The 20,445-nt window shown below is 74.0% G+C and carries 14 protein-coding genes; 9 read left to right on the top strand and 5 right to left on the bottom strand.

All coding sequences use genetic code 11. The annotated features are described in order from the left end of the window. Positions 1-47: 47 nt before the first annotated feature. From CXR44_RS00230 to CXR44_RS00220, 3 genes are read left to right on the top strand one after another with little or no spacing between them, the layout of a single operon-like run. Positions 48-440, top strand: coding sequence for a GntR family transcriptional regulator (locus CXR44_RS00230; protein WP_101782794.1), 393 nt, complete (start codon positions 48-50; stop codon positions 438-440). Next, on the top strand, positions 437-1,297 hold the full coding sequence (locus tag CXR44_RS00225) for an ABC transporter ATP-binding protein (protein ID WP_101782793.1): 861 nt from the start codon (positions 437-439) through the stop codon (positions 1,295-1,297). Before CXR44_RS00230 ends, CXR44_RS00225 begins: the two co-directional genes overlap by 4 nt. Then, the gene (locus CXR44_RS00220) at positions 1,294-2,262 is read left to right on the top strand and encodes an ABC transporter permease (protein WP_101782792.1); all 969 of its coding nucleotides are present in this window, start codon (positions 1,294-1,296) and stop codon (positions 2,260-2,262) included. The genes CXR44_RS00225 and CXR44_RS00220 overlap by 4 nt, the downstream gene beginning before the upstream one ends. 24 nt (positions 2,263-2,286) lie before the next feature. Here the strand turns inward: CXR44_RS00220 and CXR44_RS00215 are convergent, their stop codons facing one another. Genes CXR44_RS00215 through CXR44_RS00205 form a run of 3 tightly spaced genes read right to left on the bottom strand, consistent with a single transcriptional unit; the run spans position 2,287 to position 6,483 of the window. After that, positions 2,287-3,549: a M20/M25/M40 family metallo-hydrolase gene (locus CXR44_RS00215; RefSeq protein WP_101782791.1), complete on the bottom strand. Its 1,263-nt coding sequence runs from the start codon at positions 3,547-3,549 to the stop codon at positions 2,287-2,289. Further along, entirely contained in the window at positions 3,546-5,423 is a 1,878-nt protein-coding gene (locus CXR44_RS00210) for a S9 family peptidase (RefSeq protein WP_180903127.1), read from the bottom strand. Before CXR44_RS00210 ends, CXR44_RS00215 begins: the two co-directional genes overlap by 4 nt. Before the next feature lie 4 nt (positions 5,424-5,427). Further along, positions 5,428-6,483 carry a peptidase C39 family protein gene (locus CXR44_RS00205; RefSeq protein ID WP_101782789.1) on the bottom strand — a complete coding sequence of 352 codons (1,056 nt, stop codon included), beginning with the start codon at positions 6,481-6,483 and terminating at the stop codon, positions 5,428-5,430. Between the two features lie 116 nt (positions 6,484-6,599). On the opposite strand from CXR44_RS00205, the gene CXR44_RS00200 reads away from it, so the two are divergent. Beyond that, the gene (locus tag CXR44_RS00200) at positions 6,600-7,973 is read left to right on the top strand and encodes an SWIM zinc finger family protein (RefSeq protein WP_101782788.1); all 1,374 of its coding nucleotides are present in this window, start codon (positions 6,600-6,602) and stop codon (positions 7,971-7,973) included. 72 nt (positions 7,974-8,045) lie between these two features. Here CXR44_RS00200 and CXR44_RS00195 read toward each other — a convergent pair whose 3' ends face one another. Next, positions 8,046-9,158 (bottom strand): DUF5925 domain-containing protein, encoded by a 1,113-nt coding sequence (locus CXR44_RS00195; RefSeq protein WP_245898698.1) that lies wholly within the window; start codon positions 9,156-9,158, stop codon positions 8,046-8,048. A 128-nt stretch (positions 9,159-9,286) separates the two neighbouring features. On the opposite strand from CXR44_RS00195, the gene CXR44_RS00190 reads away from it, so the two are divergent. The 5 genes from CXR44_RS00190 to scpA all read left to right on the top strand — a co-directional run bounded on the left by CXR44_RS00190 (position 9,287) and on the right by scpA (position 18,321). After that, positions 9,287-11,152: a CASTOR/POLLUX-related putative ion channel gene (locus CXR44_RS00190; protein WP_101782787.1), complete on the top strand. Its 1,866-nt coding sequence runs from the start codon at positions 9,287-9,289 to the stop codon at positions 11,150-11,152. Between the two features lie 71 nt (positions 11,153-11,223). Further along, a complete protein-coding gene (mtnA, locus tag CXR44_RS00185) occupies positions 11,224-12,174 on the top strand; it encodes an S-methyl-5-thioribose-1-phosphate isomerase (protein ID WP_101782786.1) in 951 nt (316 codons plus the stop codon). Between the two features lie 85 nt (positions 12,175-12,259). Next, positions 12,260-14,263 carry a peptidoglycan-binding protein gene (locus tag CXR44_RS40460; protein ID WP_245898696.1) on the top strand — a complete coding sequence of 668 codons (2,004 nt, stop codon included), beginning with the start codon at positions 12,260-12,262 and terminating at the stop codon, positions 14,261-14,263. A 57-nt stretch (positions 14,264-14,320) separates the two neighbouring features. Next, a complete protein-coding gene (locus CXR44_RS00170; protein WP_101782785.1) occupies positions 14,321-16,168 on the top strand; it encodes a methylmalonyl-CoA mutase subunit beta in 1,848 nt (615 codons plus the stop codon). Beyond that, positions 16,165-18,321 carry a methylmalonyl-CoA mutase gene (scpA, locus tag CXR44_RS00165; RefSeq protein ID WP_101782784.1) on the top strand — a complete coding sequence of 719 codons (2,157 nt, stop codon included), beginning with the start codon at positions 16,165-16,167 and terminating at the stop codon, positions 18,319-18,321. The genes CXR44_RS00170 and scpA overlap by 4 nt, the downstream gene beginning before the upstream one ends. Before the next feature lie 6 nt (positions 18,322-18,327). Here scpA and CXR44_RS00160 read toward each other — a convergent pair whose 3' ends face one another. Next, a complete protein-coding gene (locus CXR44_RS00160) occupies positions 18,328-20,361 on the bottom strand; it encodes a serine/threonine-protein kinase (RefSeq protein ID WP_101782783.1) in 2,034 nt (677 codons plus the stop codon). Positions 20,362-20,445 lie beyond the last annotated feature (84 nt).

Raw genomic sequence — 20,445 nt, 5'->3', positions numbered from 1 at the left:
CCATCCAACACCCTTTCACTCTTGAAATAGTGAAAGGGTGTTGCTGAGTGATCGAGTTCCATCTGGACCGCGGGTCAGGCGTGTCGACCTACCTGCAGCTCGTGCACCAGGTCAGGCACGCGCTGCGGCTCGGCGCGCTCCGGCCCGGCGACCAGCTGCCCACGGCCCGGGAGGTCGTCGAGAGTCTGGCGATCAACCCCAACACCGTCCTGAAGGCCTACCGGGAGCTGGAGCGCGAAGGGCTGGTCGAGGGCAGGCCGGGACAGGGCACGTTCGTACGGCGGACCCTCGGCGGCGCGACGCTCGCCGAGCACACCCGGCTGCGGCGCGGCCTGGAGCAGTGGGTACGGCAGGCGCGCGGCGCCGGGCTGGACCAGGACGACCTGAACGCCCTGTTCACCGCCGTGACCACCGACCTCGCCAAGGAGGACATCGCGTGACGCCGGTGCTGGAGACGACCGGGCTGGGCGTCCGCTACGGGCGGACGTGGGCGCTGCGCGACTGCTCGCTCGCCGTCCCGCGCGGCCGGGTGGCCGCGCTCGTCGGCCCCAACGGCGCGGGCAAGACGACGCTGATGCACACCGCCGTCGGCCTCCTGAAGCCGTCGGCCGGGCAGGTGACGGTGCGCGGCGAGGTGGCCTTCGTGGCCCAGGACAAGCCGCTCTACGACGGGTTCACCGTCGCCGAGATGCTCACCTTCGGCCGGCGGATGAACCCCCGCTGGGACGAGGAGGCCGCGCGCGACAGGCTCGGCCGCCTCGGCATCCCGCTGGAGCGCCGCGTCGGCCGCCTGTCGGGCGGCCAGCAGGCGCAGGTGGCGCTCACCCTCGCGCTGGCCCGGCGCCCCGCCCTCCTCGTGCTCGACGAGCCGCTCGCCAACCTCGACCCGCTGGCCAGGCACGACGTGATGCGGGCCGTCATGGCCGAGGTGGCCGCCCACGAGCTCACCGTGCTGCTGTCCTCGCACGTGGTCTCCGACCTGACGGACACCTGCGACTGGCTGATCGTGCTCAACGGCGGACGAGCCCAGGTCAGCGGCGACATCGAGGACCTGCTCGACGGACACCGGGTGCTGACCGGGCCGGCCGGGCTGGCCGAGGGGGTGGCGGCCAGGACCCGCGTGGTCGCCGCGAGCGGCTCCGGGCGGCAGGCCACCCTGCTCGTCCGGGACCGGCCGGTGCTGGACCCGCGCTGGAGCGACCGGCGGCCCGGCCTGGACGAGCTGGTCCTGGCCTACCTGCGCAGCCCCGGCTCGGCGGCCCTGCCCGGCCCCGCCCGGCAGGGGGTGGGCGCGTGATCTGGCTGACCTGGCGCCAGCACCGCGCGCAGATCCTGGTCACCGCCGGCTTCCTCGCGGTGCTGGGGCTGCTGCTGCTCGGCTCGGCCGTCGAGGCGAAGCTGTACGTGGCCGAGCACGCGCCGCCCAGTTGCCCGGCGGGCACGGCCTACTGCGGCGACCTGGACGTGGCGGTGGCGCTGGGGGAGCGCTACGACGCCGTCTACTCGCTCTTCGGCTGGATGCCGCTGGTCCTGCCCGCTCTGATCGGGGCGTTCTGGGGCGCGCCCCTGCTCGGCCGGGAGTACGAACGCGGCACCCACCGGCTCGCCTGGACCCAGGCGATGCCCGTGCGGCGCTGGCTGGCGGTCAAACTGGCCGTGCTCGGCGGGGCGGTCGTGGCGGGCGGGCTGGCGCTGTCGGCCATGGTCAGCCTGTGGCGGCCGGTGTTCCGCGACGGGATCGACTCCACCTTCGGCAACATCGGCGTGTTCAACATGGTGGGGGTGGCGCCCGCGGCGTGGTGGCTGTTCGCCTTCGCGCTGGGCACGGCGGCCGGGACGCTGTTCCGGCGTACGCTGCCCGCGATGGCGTTGACCGTGGCCGGGGTGGCGGTCGCCATGTTCACGCTGGTGACGCTGAGCGACCACTACGCCGAGCCCGCCCGTACCGTGCTGACCGGCACCGTCGTGTTCGACGAGCCCGACGCCAGGCTGGTCGGCGCGACGTGGCTGGACCCGGCGGGCCGGGAGGTCGCGGACCCGCCGTCCTCGGTGTGCCCGCGCAGGGTCGACGCGGGGCGCAGCAGCCGCAACGCCGAGGCGTGGCAGGCGTGCCTGTTCGGCAAGGGCTACCGCTACGCCGTCTCCTACCACCCGCCGTCGCGCTTCTGGCGCTTCCAGTGGACGGAGGCCGCCATCCTCACGCTCGCCGCCGCCGCGCTGGGCGGTCTGGCCGTGCGACGGACCCTGCGGCGCAGGGCCTGAGCCGCGAGGACGCGCTCGCCCGGCTCAGGTGAGCAGCCGGGTCAGCACGCGGGTGCCGAACTCCAGGCCCTCCACCGGCACCCGCTCGTCCTTGCCGTGGAACATCCCGAAGTAGTCGAGGTCCGGGCGCAGCATCAGCGGCGCGAAGCCGTACCCCTGGATGCCGATCCGGGAGAACGACTTGGCGTCGGTGCCGCCGCTCATCACGTACGGCACCGGCCGGGCCAGCGGATCCTCCGCCACCAGCGCGCCCGCCAGCTCGTCGAAGAACGCCGACGGGTACGGCGCGGCGGGCGCGTCCTCCAGGTTCACGAACTCCCGCGTGATCTTCGGGCCCAGCAGCTCGTCGATCGTGGCCAGGAACTCCTCCTGCAGCCCCGGCAGGTAGCGGCCGTCCACGTGCGCCTCGGCCGTGGAGGGCACCACGTTCACCTTGTAGCCCGCCGCCAGCATCGTCGGGTTCGCCGAGTTGCGGATCTGGCCCTTGAACAGGGTGCCGAGCGGGCCGAGCCGCTCCGCCTCCGCGTCCAGCCGGTCCAGGTCGATCTCCTGCCCGGTGATCTCCGACAGGCTCCGGAGCAGCGCCGCGACCGACGGCGTCAGCCGGACCGGCCACTGGTGGGAGGCCACCCGCGCCAGCGCGGCGACCAGCGTCGCCACCGGGTTGTCCACCGCCGGGCGGGAGCCGTGACCGGCCACGCCGTGCGCGGTCAGCTTCATCCAGGCCGTGCCGCGCTCGCCCACCGCCACCGGGTACACCCGATGCCCGCCTGAGGCGACGCTGAACCCGCCCGACTCGCTGATCGCCTCCGTCACCCCGTCGAACAGCTCCCGGTGCTCGGTCACCGCGTGCCGGGAGCCGAGATCACCGGTCGCCTCCTCGTCGGCCAGGAACGCCAGCACCACGTCCCGCCGAGGCCGCAGGCCGCGCGCCCGCATGCCGAGCACGGTCGCCAGCGTCATGGCGCACGAGCCCTTCATGTCGACCGCCCCCCGGCCGTACACGCAGCCGTCCACGATCTCCCCCGAGAACGGGTGCATCCGCCACTCCGCCGGGTCGGCCGGCACCACGTCGAGGTGGCCGTGGATGAGCAGCGCGTCGGGCGAGTCGCCCTCGAACCGGGCGACGACCGTCGTGCGGCGCGGCTCCGACTCGAACACGACCGGCTCCAGGCCCGCCTCCGCCAGCAGCGTGGCCGTGTACTCGGCGGCCGGCCGCTCGCCCGAGCCCGGGTTGGTGGTGTCGAACCTGATCAGGTCCGAGCAGATCTCGGCGACGTCCTTCATGCTTCCCCCTCCGCCGCGAGCGGCTTGCCCTCCAGTGCGAGCGGCGGCACCTCGGGCGTGTCGAAACCGAACACCAGCCCGTAGAAGGCCAGCTCGGCCTCCAGCGCCGCCACGATCGTCTCCTCCCGGCGCCAGCCGTGCTGCTCTCCGGCGAAGGTGAGCAGCGCCCACCGCTTGCCGTGCCGGTCCAGCTCGGCGACGAAGCGCTCGGCCTGGCCCACGTCGACGATCGCGTCCTCCAGGCCGTGCAGCATGAGGCACGGCCCCGACGCGCGCCCGGCGTGCAGCAGCGGCGAGCGCTCGGTGTAGCGGTCGCGGGTCTCCGGCAGCGGGCCGATCAGCCCGTCCAGGTAGCGCGACTCGAAGTCGTGCGTCTCGGCCGCCCAGCTCTCCGGATCGGTGATCGCGTAGTGCGCGACGCCGCCCGCGAACACGTCGCTGTGCACCAGCGCCGCCACCGTCGTCCAGCCGCCGGCGCTGCCGCCGCGCACCGCGATCCGGGCCGCGTCGGCCCGGCCCTGCTCCACCAGCCCGCGCGCCACCCGGGCGCAGTCGTCCACGTCCACCACGCCCCACTGGTGGCGCAGCCGCTCCCGGTAGGCCCGGCCGTAGCCGGTCGAGCCGCCGTAGTTGACCACCGCCACCCCGAGGCCCCTGCTGGTGAAGTAGGCGATCTCCAGGTCCAGCATGACCGGGTGGTTGCCGGTCGGGCCGCCGTGCACGAAGACGACGTACGGGGCCGGCCCGCGCACCCCGGCCGGCGGATACAGGTGGGCGTGCACCCCCTCGATCGTCACCGTCTCCGGCACGGGCAGCAGCGCCCGGTCCGGCAGCGGCTTCGGCGCCGACACCCGCTCGTGCCCGCCCCCGTCGAGATCGACCAGCCGCACCTCCGCCGGCGTGTACGGCGTGGCCGCCACCGCCGCGGCCCTGCCGTCCGCCGCCGACACCGTGGACGCCCAGTACGTCGCCTCGCCGCCGACCTCGCGCAACGCGCCGGTCTCCGGGTCGAGCACGCCCAGGTGGCGGCGGTCGGGGGTGCCGTACACGACGACCAGCCGCCCGCCCGCCACCGCGAACGTCGCCAGCCCCGGCTTCCACGGGGCGTGGCCGAACTCCGTCTCCACCGGCGTCAGGTTGCGCGCGCCTGCGCCGTCGCGGCGCACCAGATGGACGTTCCACCAGCCGGTCGGGTCGGTCACCGCGTACAGGCTGTCGGCGTCGCGCCACTCGGCCTGCGTGACCGACTCCCGCGGCCCGCCCGCGACCACCTCGTACGGCCCCGCCACTCCGGTGTCGTCGAGCGGGGCGACGCACAGCTCGGTGCCGTCCCACGGCATGTTCGGGTGGTCCCAGCCGATCCAGCACACGTGCCGGCCGTCGGGGGACAGCCGGGGGTTCATCAGGAAGTGCTGCGCCCGGGCCACCACCCGGACCGGAGCGTCACCCGGCAGCGGGACGGCCACGATGTCCCGCACGTCGCCGGTCTCCCGGACCGCCCACACCTCGTCACGGCCCGGCGGCAGGTAGAGGTCGCCGTAGCGGGCGTCGCCCGCCGGCGTGAGCGGCACCGGCTCGCCCCCGTCCAGACGGTAGAGGCGCTGGTCGGCCCAGTTGGTGAAGACCAGGCCGCCGCCGGGGAGCGGCCGCCACGACCGCCCGCCGTACTCGACGACGCGGTTGCGGGCGTTCCACCCGGCCGGCAGGGCGTCCAGGCGCGTGCCGTCCGGCAGCCGCCGCACGACGCACCTGCGGCCGCCCTCGTGCGGGCGCGGCTCGTCCCACCACACCTCCACGCCCTCGGGCGTGCCGACGGCCTCCACCCACTGGGGGCCGCCGTCGGTACGGGCCACGTCGATCGGTCGAATGCTCATTCCATCACCAGTTGCCATCGGAAGGGGGCAGCGAGACCTCGGGCGGGTGCAGCACGTACGCGATGCCGCCGCTGCCCGAGCCGCGCAGCCAGACGTTCTCGAACGCCGCGCGCGGATGCACCCGGCGCACCTGCGCGTCGCACGGCGCCGCCGGGTCGTTGACCACGACGTCGCCCTCGGCGGTGAACCCGGTCACCACCATGATCGACCCGGTCGTCGAGTAGCCCGCCCCGGGCAGCTCGTGCACCCGGAACGACTGCGACGTGATCACCGGTATCCCCGCCCGGACGAACGCCTCCAGCTCCGCGGCCGACCTCAGCCGCGTCACGAACCCGCCGAGCCCGTAGGCGCCCGCGTAGGCCACGTTGAACGGCCAGTTGCCGGTGCCCTGGTAGCTGGAGTCGAACGTGCCCCGCGCGGCGTGGTCCACCGCCGGGCACGGGTCGTCCGGGCCCACCCACTCCAGCTCGGCCGCGGCCGGGCCGCGACCCCAGAAGCCGAGGACCATCGCCACCGATGCGGGGCCGCACCAGTTGGCGCCGCCGCCGTCGTACTCGGGGTGGTGCCCGGCGTGCTCGTGCTGCGAGTGGCACGGCACGGCCAGCTCGACGGCGCCGGCCGTGCCCGGCGGGCTCGGGGCGGGCGGGTGGTGCGGCACGGCCGAGGCCATCACGCACAGCGAGCCCACCTCCGCGGCGGCGCCGTGCAGCGTGACACGCACCTGGAACGCGACCAGCGGCCGGCGTGCCACGAGCGTGTCGACCGCCACGTCACCGTCCTCGTCCCCCTGGCCGGCGACGGACGTGCGCGGCGCCCCCTGCTCGGACCAGCGGCCCATCACGTACCACTTGGTGAGCCGGCCGTCCGCCGTCCGCGCCCGCAGTTCCACCTCCACCCAGGAGCCCGGCGAGGTGCGGGCCGTCCAGGACGGCACGAGCTGGGTGGCGGGGAAGCCGATCGGCCGCTCCTCGCTGGTCCACGCTCCAGGCGTCCCCAGGGCGGGGACCGTGAAGCGCGTCAGGGTCACGCGGGCCAGATCGACGGTGAGCACCAGGCTCATTGTGGTTTCGTCCCCTCTGTCGCACATCGGAAGGTTTACGTACCACGGCGATCCCGCCGGCGGCGATCTCTCGCTCGTCGCCGTCTCTGTCGGTGGCGATCTCTAGGGTTCCGGACATGACTCAAGCGGTGCAGGCATATTCCTACGCGGGCCCGTCCACGCTCGCCGACGGCCGGCTCGGCCTCTCCACCTCCGGCGGCACGGCCCTGTCCGGCCCCCAGGCCCATCCCCGGTTCTTCAGCGGCCTGCTCACCCAGGCCGCGCCGGCCGCCGCCGGGCTGCTCGCCGTGGCCGACGTGGCGCTCACCCGCTACCACCAGCCCCGGCCCGGCTGGACCCGCGACCCGGTGGTCACCTGCGACGGCGAGCGGCTCAGGTTCGAGTCGTTCTCCGCCTGCGGCGGCGTCTACGCGCGGCTCGACGTGCTGGCCCTCGACGGTGACGTGCTCGACCGCGGCACCACCAACGTCGACGTCAACCCGCCGCTGCGCGAGGCGCTGGTCCGCGTCGGCGGCAAGGACCCGCTCCACCTCGGCGTCGGCCCCGACGAGCTGGCCGTCACCACCCTCGACGGCGCGGTCGTGGAGAAGAAGGTGCCGCTGCCCGAGCGGTGGCTGCGCGGCTTCGCCGAGGTGCAGGTGATCGCCGCCGCCTTCGACCTGCGCGCCGAGCTGCGGGGCCCGCAGGCCATCCGCTTCGTCCGGTCGCTGCCGCGCAAGGCGTCGGCGACGGTGTGGGCCGTCCCCGCCGGGCGCGACCTGCGCCTGTCGACCACCCCCGCGCCGGGTGCCGTCTGCCTGTCGGGGGCGGGGCGGGTGGCGACGCTGGCGCCGCTGCTCAGGTTCGCCAAGGCCCTGCGCGTCTACGGCCCCGCCACCGGCACGGGCCCGGTCCGGGGTGCGTGGGAGCCCACGGCGAGCGCCTGGGAGCTGGAGCTGCCCGGCATGCGCTACACCCTCGTGATCTCCCCGCAGCCGTGGCGGGGCTTCTCCGGGGAGGGCGCCGTCCTGGCCGATCTGGCCACCGACGAGGCGGCCGGCGACGCCGACGTGGTGGGCATGCTGCTCAACTTCGAGCCGACCGTCGAGGTCGGGCTGCTCGCCGACCGGTCCGGGCTGCCCGCCCCGCGCGTGCGGGCCGCGCTCACCCAGCTCGGCACCGCCGGCCGCGTCGGCTACGACCTGCACGAGGCGTCCCACTTCCACCGCGAGCTGCCCTACGACCGCGACCAGGTGGCGGCGCTCAACCCCCGCCTCACCGCGGCCCGCGCCCTCGTCGACTCGGGCGCGGTCCGGCTCGACGCGCCGCCCGGCGCGGCCGTCACGGCCGAGGTCACCACCCCGGGCGGGGTGCGCCGGGTGCGGATCGACACGGGCGAGTGCACCTGCCCCTGGTGGTTCGACCACCGCGGCTCCCGTGGCCCGTGCAAGCACGTCCTCGCCGCCCGCATCGCGGCCCGCGCCCACACGCCCGCGGAGGTCACCGTCTGACAGGCCGCCCGGCCACCCGGTCGGCGGCCGGCCCCGCGCGGGCGTGGGGAGGTGCTCCCCACGTCCTCCCGGTCAGAGGTAGAGGCCGGTGGAGTCGTCCTTCGCGGCGGCGGGCACGGCGCGTCCGGAGCGCGCGGCGTACAGCTCGGCCAGCGTGGCGCCGGCCGGCCCGACGCCGTCGGCGGTGCCCAGCCAGCGCACCGCCTCCTCCCGCGTCAGCGGACCCACCTCCAGCTGGGCCAGGCAGCGGCCCGGCCGCACCACGGCGGGGTGCAGGCGGGCCAGGTCCTCGTTGGTGGTGATCGCCACCAGCACGTCGCGGCCCTGGCCCAGCAGGCCGTCGGTGAGGTTGAGCAGCCGCGACAGCCCCTGGCCCGCCTGCGACTTGGCCGCCGCGCTGATCAGCTCGTCGCAGTCCTCCAGCACGAGCAGCCGCCAGCGCTGCTTGCCGTCGTGCTCGGAGTCGCAGTCGTAGCCGACCGCGACCTCCATGAGGTAGCCCGGGTCGTCGAAGAGCCGCTCTGGGTCGAGCACGCAGTCGACCTGGCACCAGTCCTGCCACTGCTTGGCCAGCGAACGCAGCAGCGTGGTCTTGCCGGTGCCCGGCGGGCCGTGCAGCAGGATGAGCCGGCCGTTGACGTCGGCGGGCGTGATCGTCATCAGGTCGTCGAGCGAGCGGCGCACCCGGGCGGAGTAGTTGCCGCTGATCTGGGGCCACGGCTGCGCGGTGATCGGCTTCTCCGAGCGGATGCCGCCGTGCGAGCCACGCCACCAGAAGCCCATGTCGACGTGGTCGGTGTCGGGCTCCGGCTCCTCGGCGCCGTCGGTGCTCTGCTTCAGCACCGAACGGGCCAGCTCCTCGGTGACCGCGCTGACGCTGACCGTCGCGGTGCGGTTGCGATGCCGGACGACCCGCAACGTCCACCCGTCGCCGCAGATCAGCCGGGACTCCGAGCCGTCGTCGACCTGGGCGCTGCGGACCAGGCGGCCGTCGGCGGGCGCGAGCGCCGCGTCGGGCCGCACGCGCTCCAGGTTGGCCTGGCGCGACCACGGCTGGACCCCCGTCGCGAACGGCGACAGGGCGAGCGCGTCGATCACGTCGATGGCGGAGTCGGCGTCGTCGATCCAGATCCGCATCGGCAGGTCGGGGGAGTCGGGGCTGGGGAAGGGCACCTCCCTGATCACAGACACCACTCTAATATCCGGCCTCGGCCGCCGGATGTCGAACGGTTTTGCGGTTTACTCCCATGACAGGACAGATCCGGCTGTACCTTGTCTCGTTGGTCAAAATCATCCGAGAAGCGAGGTACAGGGTGACAGGGGCGACGTTCCGGGAGCGGGCGCGTTACTGGTTCGACAACACGATGTCCAGGGGGACGGCCTCGCTGGTCGGCTGGCTGGCCGTCGTGTCCGTCCTGCTCATCCTCGTGGTCACCGGCCTCACCCTGTGGCTGGCCCCCGACGAGCCGGAGGGCGCGAGCGGCCCCGGCGAGGTGCTGTGGATCACGCTCATGCACGCGCTGACCCCCGGCAAGCTGGCCAGCGACAAGGGGTCGATCGCCTACATGGCGGTCATGTTCGCCGCCTCGCTCGGCGGCCTGTTCATCGTCAGCATGCTCGTCGGCCTGCTGTCCAACGGCTTACGGGAGAGGGTGGACCGGCTGCGCCGGGGCCGGTCCCGGATCGTGGAGAACAGCCACACCGTCGTCCTCGGCTGGTCCGACCAGGTCTTCACGATCGTCAGCGAGCTGGTCAAGGCCCAGGCGGGCCGGCCCGGCTCGGTCATCGCGGTGCTCGCCGACCGGGACAAGCTCGACATGGAGGAGGAGATCCGCGACCATGTCGGCGACCTCGGCAGGACCCGCCTCGTCTGCCGCACCGGCCGGCCCACCGAGCCCCACGACCTCGCCCTGATGAACCTCACCACCGCCCGGTCCGTGGTCGTCCTGTCGCCCGACGGCGAGGATCCCGACGCGCACGTCATCAAGATCCTGCTGGCGCTGGCCAAGCGTGAGGGCGCCCACCCGCCCGCCGTGGCCGCCATCACCGCCACGCGCAACATCGCCGCCGCCCGGCTGGCGGGCGGCGACGAGGTGCACCTGGTCGACTCCGACGACACGGCGTCCCGGCTCATCGTGCAGTCCTCGCGCCAGTCCGGCATGTCGGTCGTCTGCATGGACCTGCTGAACTTCGACGGCGGCGAGATCTACATGCGCTCCGCCGGCGACCTGGCCGGCCGGACGTACGGGCAGGCGCTGGACGCCTACGAGAACGCCAGCGTGATCGGCCTGCGCAGGCCGTCGGGCGTCGTCCTCAACCCGCCCATGGACACCCCCGTCGCCGACGCCGACCAGGTGATCGTCATCGCGCAGGACGCCCATGGCATCCGTCCCGCCACCCGCGCGCCCGAGGTGGACGCCGGCGCGATCGTCGCCGCCGACACCCCGGCCCTGCAGGCGGAGCGCACGCTGCTGCTCAACTGGAACGGCCGCGCCGAGCAGATCATCCGCTACCTGGACGCCTACGTCGCCCCCGGCGCCGTGCTGGAGATCGCCACCGACCACCCCAAGGCGGGCGCCGACCTGGCCGGGCTGCGCAACCTCACCGTGAACGTCAAACCCTGCGACACCACCGACCGGTACGCCCTGGAGTCGCTCGGCGTCGGCCTCTTCCAGCACGTCATCGTCCTGTCGGACGACCGCTACACCCCGCACCACGCCGACACCCGCACGCTCATGACGCTGCTGCAGCTGCGTGACATGCAGCGCACGCTCGGCGAGCACTACTCGATCGTCAGCGAGATGCACGACGAGAGCAACCGCGTGCTGGCCGAGGTGACCGAGGCCGACGACATCGTGATCAGCGACACGGTCATCGGCCTGCTGCTGGCCCAGCTGGCCCAGAACCGGCACCTGTCCGACGTCTTCGCCCACCTCTTCGACCCGCACGGCTCGGAGATCTATCCCCGTCCCGCCTCCTCGTACGTGCGTCCGGGGCAGCGGGTCACCTTCGCCACGGTGGTCGAGGCGGCCCGCCGCAAGGGCGAGACCGCGATCGGCTACCGCGACGCGTCCGGGCGCAACACCCCGCCGCACTACGGCATCGTGCTCAACCCGGCGAAGAGCCGGTCCGTCGTGCTCGGCGAGAACGACTCGGTCATCGTCCTCGCCGAACGTTGACCGCCCGCGACAGCCGGCCTGCTTCGACGTGAACGGTGGCGTCATTCCCGGTTTCGGCTACCGTGCGTGGTGTGAGGACCATCGACTGGGTGGACGGCGCGATCGAGATCGTCGACCAGACGCGATTGCCCGACGAGTGCGTCACGGTCCGGATCACCTCCGTGGAGGAGCTGATCGGCGCCATCCGGCGGCTGGCCGTCCGCGGCGCGCCCGCGCTGGGCGTCGCGGGCGCGCTCGGCGTCGTCCTGGCCGGTGACGATCCCGAGGCCGTCGCCCGGCTGCGGGCCGCCCGGCCCACGGCCGTGAACCTCGCCTGGGGCGTCGACCAGGCCGCCGCCTGGCTGCCGCAGGGCCGGGCGGCCGTGCTCGCGACCGCCCTGCGGATCCGCGACGAGGACATCGCCGCCTGCGTGGCCATGGGCGAGCGCGGCGCCGACCTCCTCGCGCCCGCCGAGACCACCGGGCGGCTGCGCGTCATGACGGTCTGCAACACCGGCGCGCTGGCCGCCGTCGAGCGGGGCACCGCGCTCGGCGTCGTCCAGACCCTGCACGAGCGGGGCCGGCTCGCCGAGGTGCTCGCCCTGGAGACGCGGCCGCTGCTCCAGGGCGCCCGGCTCACCTGCTGGGAGCTGGGCCGGATGGGCGCCAGGCACCGGCTCGTCACCGACGGCGCCGGCCCGTACCTGCTGGCCAGGGGCGGGATCGACGCGGTCCTCATCGGCGCCGACCGGATCGCCGCCAACGGCGACACCGCCAACAAGATCGGCTCGTACGCCCTGGCGCTCGGCGCCGCGCGGGCCGGCGTGCCCTTCTACGTGGTGGCGCCGGAGACGACGATCGACTTCGCCACCCCCTCGGGGGAGCGCATCGAGATCGAGGACCGGGGGGCGGAGGAGGTCGTCTCGGTCCGGGGCGTGCGGGTGGCCCCGGAGGGGACCGCCGCGGTGAACCCGGCGTTCGACGTGACCCCGCACGACCTGATCACGGCGATCATTACGGACAAACGGGTGATCAGGCCCTAGCGGCCTGAATTCCGAAATGGCCCACCTGTCCGCAGGGGCCGCGTTACGCTCGGTGGTCACGTTCGCAACTTTCCGGGAGCTTGACGTGGCCATCGACATCGTGTCACGCCGTGACTGGGGCGCCCGAGCCCCCCGCGGCGGCTACACGCGGTTGGACTCGACCAGAGGAGTCAAGGTCCACTACACCGGCGGCAGGGTGGACCCGGGGATCGTCGGCGACCACGACCTCTGCGTGTCCCTGGTCCGGTCGATCCAGCGCCACCACATGGACGGCAACGGCTGGATGGACATCGGCTACTGCGTGGACGAAGAAACCGAGATTCTCACCCAGCAGGGCTGGAAATCCCACCGCGATCTCCAGGTGGGCGACCTCGCCCTCACGCTGAACCATGACATCGGTGTCTCAGAATGGCAGCCGGTTCTCGAAGTCTGCGTCTTTCCCGCGCGGAGGCGGGAAATGATCCGGATGAAAGGTGCATCCCACTCCTCTCTCACTACTCCCCAGCACAGATGGCCGGTGGAACGGCTCCGCCGGCGCACAGGGACCAGATGGCAGAGGGGGCCGGATGGGAGCTGGCTGCCCACGGGCGCGGCCGACCGCGTGGCCGTCGGCTACGAACGCATGTGGGTCACCACTGAGACCCTCGGCCACTGGGACCGGATACCGATCGCGGCCCCATGCGCGGATCTCGCCACCGAACCGAAGTGGTCGGATGCCTTCGTCGAACTCGTGGCGTGGTTCTGGACCGAAGGGCACATCATGTCCTTGCGGGGAGGCCGGCCCGCGACGAGCGTCGCCCTCTACCAGGCGGCGACCAATCCGGCCAATGTCGCGAGAATCCGTGCCGCTCTGACAGAGGTCTTCGGTCCCGCATGTGCCGCCTTTCCACGCGTCGGCGGGCGGACCGACGGTATACCGCGCTGGCGGGAGGCGACCAACAGGAACCTCGTCGAGTTTCACCTGTCCGCCGACGCGGGCCGGCGCCTCATCGAGGTCGCTCCGGACCGGGTTCCGGCCCAGGATTTCCTGCTCACCCTCACCAGGGCACAGTTGTCGCTGTTCATCGAGACTTCCCTGGCCGCGGACAACGCGGGCAAGGACAAGCTCGCACAGAAGAACAGAGCGGCGGCAGAAGCTTTCATGCTCGCCGTCATCCTGGCCGGGCACGGAGCCTCGTTGCGGAGACGGCCGCCGACCGCCACCTGCAAGTCGGACATGTGGCTGGTGAACATCCGAAAGCAGCGCAACCTCACGCCACGTTCCGCAGCCCTGCGCGGGGCCAGCTTCGCGATCATCCGCGAGGTCCATGACGGAGTGATCTGGTGTCCGAGGACGGCGAACCACAGCTGGCTGGCACGTCGTGAGGGCACCGTCTACTTCACGGGTAACACCTACATCGGATGTCCGCACAAGAAGGTGTTCGAGGGGCGGGGGTTGCACCGGCTGCCCGCGGCCAACGGCTCCGGGCTGAACTCGGCGCACTACGCCGTGCTGGGGCTGGTCGGGAACGCCGGGCTGGTGCAGCCGCCCGACGGCGTGCTGCACGCCGTCCTCGACGCCATCGAGCACCTGAGGGAACGGGGCGGCGCCGGCCGGGAGATCAAGGGGCACCGCGACGGGTACTCCACCGACTGCCCCGGCGAGCCGCTGTACGCGTGGGTCCGGCGCGGCGCCCCGCGGCCCGGGGGCGACGGAGGCGGCGACGGCGACGGGCCCGGGGCTCCGCCGTTCCCCGGCCGGTTGCTGCGGTATCCGCCCGTGACCCGCGGCGAGGACGTGCGCACCTGGCAGCGGCAGATGCGCACGCGCGGCTGGGACATCGCGGTGGACGGCGCCTACGGCAGCGCCTCCCGGGACGTGTGCCGCCGGTTCCAGCGTCAGCAGGGGGTCGAGGACGACGGCGTCGTCGGGCCCGTCACCTGGCGGCTGGCATGGGAGGCGCCCCGCGCCGCCGGGACGGCGGATGCGCCCGAGGCCGCCGAGGCCCGCGAGGCCGAGGAAGCTGTCGAGGCCGTCGGGTCGGTGGATGCGCCGGAGGCCGCCGAGGCCCGCGAGACGGCGGACGCGCCGGAGGAGCCCCGGACCTGACCGGCGGGCCCACCCTGGGGTTACCGGCTTGAGAGGGTTCCGCCTACTATCCGAATCATGAGACTGGCAGCCGGGTTCCCCTCCACCACGCGCGACGACTGGCGGGCGCTCGCCCTGGAGGTCCTGCGCAGGTCCGGGGCGCGGGCCGGCTCCCCCGAGGAGGCGCTGGCCACCCCCACCTACGACGGGGTGACGCTCGCGCCGCTCTACGACGCCGCCGACCTCCCGGCCGCGCCGCCGTTCGACCGTGCCGCCCGTGCCGCCCGCGCGGCCGGGCCCGGGTGGGACGTGCGGCAGCGGCACGCCGTCCCCGACCCGGAAGCCGTGCTGGCCGACCTGGAGAACGGCGTCACCTCCCTCTGGCTCGTCGTCGGCGACGGCGCGATCCCCCCAGGCGAGCTCGGCCGGGTGCTGAAGGACGTCTACCTCGACCTCGCCCCGATCGCGCTGGAGGCCGGCCCCCGCACCGCCGAGGCGGCCGGCGCGCTGCTCGCCCTGGCCGCCGAACGCGGCACCGCCGTCACGGGCAACCTCGGAGCGGGCGTGACGGGCGCGGACGCCAAGGAGACGGCCGTACGGCTGGCGCTGCGGTGCGCCGCCGACTTCCCCGGGCTGCGGGCCGTCACCGTGGACGCCACGCCGTACCACGACGCGGGAGGCGGCGACGCCGACGAACTGGGCTGCTCGATCGCGCTGGGCGTGAGCGGCCTGCGCGCGCTGACCGACGCCGGGCTGGGTGCGGCGGAGGCGTTCGGGCAGCTCGAGTTCCGCTACGCGGCGACCGGCGACCAGTTCGCCACCATCGCCAAGCTGCGTGCCGCGCGCCGGCTGTGGGGCAGGGTGGCCGAGGTGTGCGGCGTGCCGGAGGCGTCCCAGCTCCAGCACGCGGTGACGAGCTCCGCCATGATGACGGCCCGCGACCCCTACGTGAACATGCTGCGCACCACCGTGGCCTGCTTCGCCGCCGGGGTCGGCGGCGCCGACGCGGTGACCGTGCAGCCGTTCGACGCCTGTTTCGGGCCGCCCGACGCGTTCGCCCGCCGGATCGCCCGCAACACGCAGGCGCTGCTCCTGGAGGAGGCCGGCGTCGGCCGGGTGGCCGACCCCGCCGGAGGGTCCTGGTACGTCGAACGGCGCACCGAGGAACTGGCCGAGCGGGCCTGGGCGTGGTTCCAGGAGATCGAGGCGGCGGGCGGACCTGAGGCGGCCGAGTCGCTGATCGCCGAACGCGTCGCCGCCACCCGGCGGCGACGCGACGCCGACATCGCGCACCGCCGCTTCCCGATCACCGGCGTGAGCGAGTTCCCGAACCTCGCCGAACGACCCCTCGCCCGGCCCGCCACCGAGTCGCCGGCGACCGCCGAGGCCCCCGGCGCGGCGGCGGAGGCGGACGCGGTGGCGGGGGTGGACACGGTGGCGGGGGCGGACGCGGCGGCGGAGGCGGACACGGGGGCGGACACGGCGGTGGGCGGGCTGCCGCGGGTCCGCTACGCGCGGGAGTTCGAGGCGCTGCGGGACCTCGCCGACGCCCAGCCCGAGCGGCCCAAGGTGTTCCTGGCCACGATCGGCCCCGTCGCCGTGCACACGCCGCGCGCCACGTTCGCCGCCAACCTCTTCCAGGCGGGCGGCCTGGCCACCGAGACCGCGGGCCCCGGCGAGGACCCCGAGCAGATCGCCACCGCGTTCGCCGTCAGCGGCTCCGCCGTCGCCTGCCTGTGCTCCAGCGACCGCATGTACGACCAGCACGCCGAGGCCGTGGCCGCGGCACTGAGACGGGCCGGCGCGAGACGCGTGTGGCTGGCCGGGAAGCAGAGCCACGCAGGCGTGGACGCCTGCCTCCACGCCGGCTGCGACGCCCTGGACGTGCTCCGCACGACCTTCGACGACCTGGGAGTGGCCCGATGATCCCCGACTTCTCCGGCGTCCCGCTCGACCCTCCCGGCGGACCGGCCCGCCGGGACGGTGAGGCGGCCAAGGACGGCGAGCTGTGGGAGACGCCCGAAGGCATCGCCGTCAAACCGCTCTACACGGCCGCCGACCTCGACGGGCTCGACTTCCTGCACACCTACCCGGGTGCCGCCCCGTTCCTGCGCGGGCCGTACCCGACCATGTACGTCAACCAGCCGTGGACGATCCGGCAGTACGCGGGCTTCTCCACGGCGGAGGACTCCAACGCCTTCTACCGGCGCAACCTGGCGGCCGGGCAGAAGGGCCTGTCGGTGGCGTTCGACCTGGCCACGCACCGGGGGTACGACTCCGACCATCCGCGGGTCGCGGGCGACGTGGGCATGGCCGGGGTGGCGATCGACTCGATCTACGACATGCGGGTGCTGTTCGACGGGATCCCGCTGGACCGCATGTCGGTGTCGATGACGATGAACGGCGCGGTGCTGCCGATCCTGGCGCTGTACATCGTGGCCGCCGAGGAGCAGGGGGTGGCGCCGGAGCAGCTCGCGGGGACCATCCAGAACGACATCCTCAAGGAGTTCATGGTCCGCAACACCTACATCTACCCGCCGGCCCCGTCCATGCGGATCATCTCCGACATCTTCGCCTACACCAGCGAGAAGATGCCGAAGTTCAACTCGATCAGCATCTCCGGCTACCACATCCAGGAAGCCGGGGCCACGCTCGACCTGGAGCTGGCCTACACACTGGCCGACGGGGTGGAGTACCTCCGGGCGGGCATCGCGGCCGGGATGGACGTCGACCGGTTCGCCCCCCGGCTGTCGTTCTTCTGGTGCATCGGCATGAACTTCTTCATGGAGGTCGCCAAGCTGCGCGCCGCCCGGCTGCTGTGGGCGAAGCTGGTGTCGGGGTTCGGGGCGAAGAACCCCAAGTCGCTGTCGCTGCGTACGCACTCGCAGACGTCCGGCTGGTCGCTCACCGCGCAGGACGTCTTCAACAACGTGGCCCGCACCTGCGTCGAGGCGATGGCCGCCACCCAGGGGCACACCCAGTCCCTGCACACCAACGCCCTCGACGAGGCGCTGGCGCTGCCCAGCGACTTCTCCGCCCGCATCGCCCGCAACACCCAGCTCCTGCTGCAGCAGGAGTCGGGCACCACCCGGGTGATCGACCCGTGGGGCGGCTCCTACTACGTCGAGCGCCTCACCCACGATCTCGCCGAGCGCGCCTGGGCGCACATCGAGGAGGTCGAGGCGGCGGGCGGCATGGCCCGGGCGATCGAGGCCGGGCTGCCCAAGCTGCGCATCGAGGAGGCCGCGGCCCGCGCCCAGGCCCGCATCGACTCCGGCCGGCAGCCGGTCATCGGCGTCAACAAGTACCGTCCGGACGCCGACCAGCCGATCGAGGTGCTCAAGGTCGACAACAGCGCCGTCCGCGCGCAGCAGCTCGACAAGCTGCGCCGGCTGCGGGCCGAACGCGACCCCGCCGCCGTCGCCCGCGCGCTCGACGCGCTCACCAAGGCCGCCGGCGAACCGACGCCCGGCCTGGAGCACAACCTGCTGAAGCTCGCCGTCGACGCGGCCCGTGCCAAGGCCACCGTGGGGGAGATCTCCGACGCTCTGGAGCGGGTGTTCGGCCGGCACGCCGGTCAGATCCGTACCATTTCGGGGGTGTACCGGGACGAGGCGGGCTCCTCCGCCGGCATCGAGCGGGTACGGCAGGCGTGCGCCGACTTCGAGCGCGCCGAGGGCCGCCGCCCGCGCATCCTCGTGGCCAAGATGGGCCAGGACGGACACGACCGGGGCCAGAAGGTGATCGCCACCGCCTTCGCCGACCTCGGCTTCGACGTGGACGTCGGCCCGCTGTTCCAGACGCCCGAGGAGGTGGCCCGCCAGGCGGTGGAGGCAGACGTGCACATCGTCGGCGTCTCCTCGCTGGCCGCCGGGCACCTCACGCTGGTCCCGGCCCTGCGGCGGGCGCTGGCCGACCTCGATGCCGAGGACGTCATGATCGTGGTGGGCGGGGTCGTCCCGCCCGGCGACTTCGCGGAGCTGCGTGCGGCGGGCGCGGCGGCGATCTTCCCGCCGGGCACCGTGATCGCCGACGCCGCCCTGGACCTGCTGGAGGCCTTGCGGGCCCGTCAGCGGTAGGCGGCGTCAGGGAGCCTCCCGCTCGCAGAGAGTCACGGAGACGGTGCGCTGGTGGACCACCGGGGAGGTGATCCGCAGGGTGACCCGGTGGGTCCCGCCGGCGCTCTCCAGGCTTCGGGGGGCGGTCAGCGCCAGCCTGCCGTTCCGGGGGACGGTGGCCGAGGTCCGGCCGACCGTGGTGCCGTCGTAGATCCAGGCGTACCTGAAGGTGAGCGGCCCGCCCGTGCGCACCACCAGCGCGCGCGGGGTCACCTGGCCGCCCGCCCAGCAGTCGCCGTTCGGGGTGCCGATCGCGCGCAGGGAACCCACCCTCAGCCGGTCGGCCGCCGCCGTGGCGGAGGAGTCGGGCGTCGCCGTCCCGGTCGCCGAGGCGTCGCCGGGCGAAGGGTCGGCGGTGCTCTCCGCCGCGGGGGTACGGGTCCTGCGCGGCCGCTGCGGGGGTGACGCGTCGCGGGAGGTGGCCGACGAGGCGCCGGCCGAGGCGCTCGGCAACGCCTGCGACTTGGGCTGCGGCGAGGTCGGGGTCAGCCAGACGATCACTCCCGCCAGCGCCACGGCGGACATGCCGGAGGCGACCGCGATGGCCGCCGTCTTCCCGCGTCGCCGCTTCGGCGGGGACCCGCCGGGGTGCCGGGCGCCCTCCTCGGGGCGCCACGGCTGCTCGCCGGGTGGCGCGGTCGCGGCGGCACCGGCAGCGACCGATGGCGTCGTCGCGGCGTCATGAGGCGGCCACACCATCGCCCCCGGAGCCCCACTAGCACCCACACCCACACCCGCACCCACACCGGGAGCCGCACCAGCGCCCGGCACCGCGCCGGCACCGGGGACCGCACCAGCGCCGGAAACCGCACCCGCACCCGAAACCGCACCAGCGCCCGGCACCGCGCCGGCACCGGGGACCGCACCAGCGCCCGGCACCGCACCCGCACCCGGAGCCGGGTCCTCCGCCCGCTCCCGCCAGGTTTCCTGGAGCTGGGGCCCGGCTTCCCGGTCCGGCCAGGGCGCCGGTTCCGGCGGGCGGGGCTGGGAGCGGAGGTCCGGCCGAGGCGCGAAGTCGTGGGTCCCGCCCCCGGAGGCCGGGCTCCGGCGCGGCAGGCCGGCGGCCCGATGGGGGAGGGGATCGGCCTCCCGGCCGTGCCGGAGGCCCGGCTCCGGAGGATCGGGCTGGAAGGGCGCCGTGGGGTGGCCGGAGGCGGAGGGCGGCGCACCGCGCACACCCGGGACGGCGGTGGCGGGAGGAGTCGCGTACGGGTCCGGTTCCTGGCCGGCGAGGAGGCGCGGCAGGACGTCCTGCATGGCCGGGCGGGCGGTGGGATCCTTGACCAGGCAGGCGGCCACCAGGGGAAGGAGCGGTTGCGGCAGCCCGCCGAGCCGTGGCTCCTGGTGCAGCACGCGGCCGACGACCGCCGCCAGCGAGTCGTCGCCGAAGGGCGGCACCCCCGTGGCCGCGAACACCATCACCGCCGCCCACGCGAACACGTCCGCGGCGGGCCCGCCGGGATGCCCCGCCAGCTGCTCCGGCGCCATGTACGCGGGAGTGCCGGCCACGTTGCCGGTGGCCGCCCCGACGCCGTCGAACACGGCCGACAGGCCGAAGTCGGTGACCCGCGGCCCACCCGTGCCGAGCAGCACGTTCGCCGGCTTGAAGTCGCGGTGCACGAGGCCGGCCCGGTGGATGGCGGACAGCGCCGTCGCGGTCGCCACCGCCAGCCGCCGCAGTTCCTCGCCGGCCAGCGGCCCGGCATCACGCAGCGACGGCCCGTCCACGTACTCCGTCACCACGTACGGCCGGCCGGTGACGCCCGCGTCCAGGACCTGGGCGACGTACAGCGGTTCGACGCGGCGCGCGGCGGCGATCTCCTCGGCGAAGCGCTCGTCACCGGTGACGCCTTCGCGCAGCACCTTGACGGCGACCGGTGCCCCGTTGGGAGCCTGGGCCAGGTAGACGACACCCTGACCGCCGACGCCCAGGCGACCGGCCAGCCGATAGGGTCCCACCGATGCCGGGTCGCCCTCGTGCAGGGGTTCGGCGTTGGGCATGAGGGGAGTGACTCCTGTGACGACAGGGACGGCAGACTTGCAGCACCTTAGCGTCAAAATTCATGACATGTCGGCAGTTAAGAT

Origin of the sequence: Nonomuraea indica, from assembly GCF_002850745.1 — a bacterium.
Lineage (GTDB): Bacteria > Actinomycetota > Actinomycetes > Streptosporangiales > Streptosporangiaceae > Nonomuraea > Nonomuraea indica.
This window is presented reverse-complemented; position numbering and strand designations above follow the sequence as displayed.

What these genes read in the sequence shown, in the direction of transcription:
- CXR44_RS00215 (WP_101782791.1), bottom strand. Translation starts at nt 3,549, where the DNA reads ATGAAGGACGTCGCCGAGATCTGCTCGGACCTGATCAGGTTCGACACC.
- CXR44_RS00210 (WP_180903127.1), bottom strand. Translation starts at nt 5,423, where the DNA reads ATGAGCATTCGACCGATCGACGTGGCCCGTACCGACGGCGGCCCCCAG.
- CXR44_RS00205 (WP_101782789.1), bottom strand. Translation starts at nt 6,483, where the DNA reads ATGAGCCTGGTGCTCACCGTCGATCTGGCCCGCGTGACCCTGACGCGC.
- CXR44_RS00200 (WP_101782788.1), top strand. Translation starts at nt 6,600, where the DNA reads ATGACTCAAGCGGTGCAGGCATATTCCTACGCGGGCCCGTCCACGCTC.
- CXR44_RS00170 (WP_101782785.1), top strand. Translation starts at nt 14,321, where the DNA reads ATGAGACTGGCAGCCGGGTTCCCCTCCACCACGCGCGACGACTGGCGG.
- scpA (WP_101782784.1), top strand. Translation starts at nt 16,165, where the DNA reads ATGATCCCCGACTTCTCCGGCGTCCCGCTCGACCCTCCCGGCGGACCG.
- CXR44_RS00160 (WP_101782783.1), bottom strand. Translation starts at nt 20,361, where the DNA reads ATGCCCAACGCCGAACCCCTGCACGAGGGCGACCCGGCATCGGTGGGA.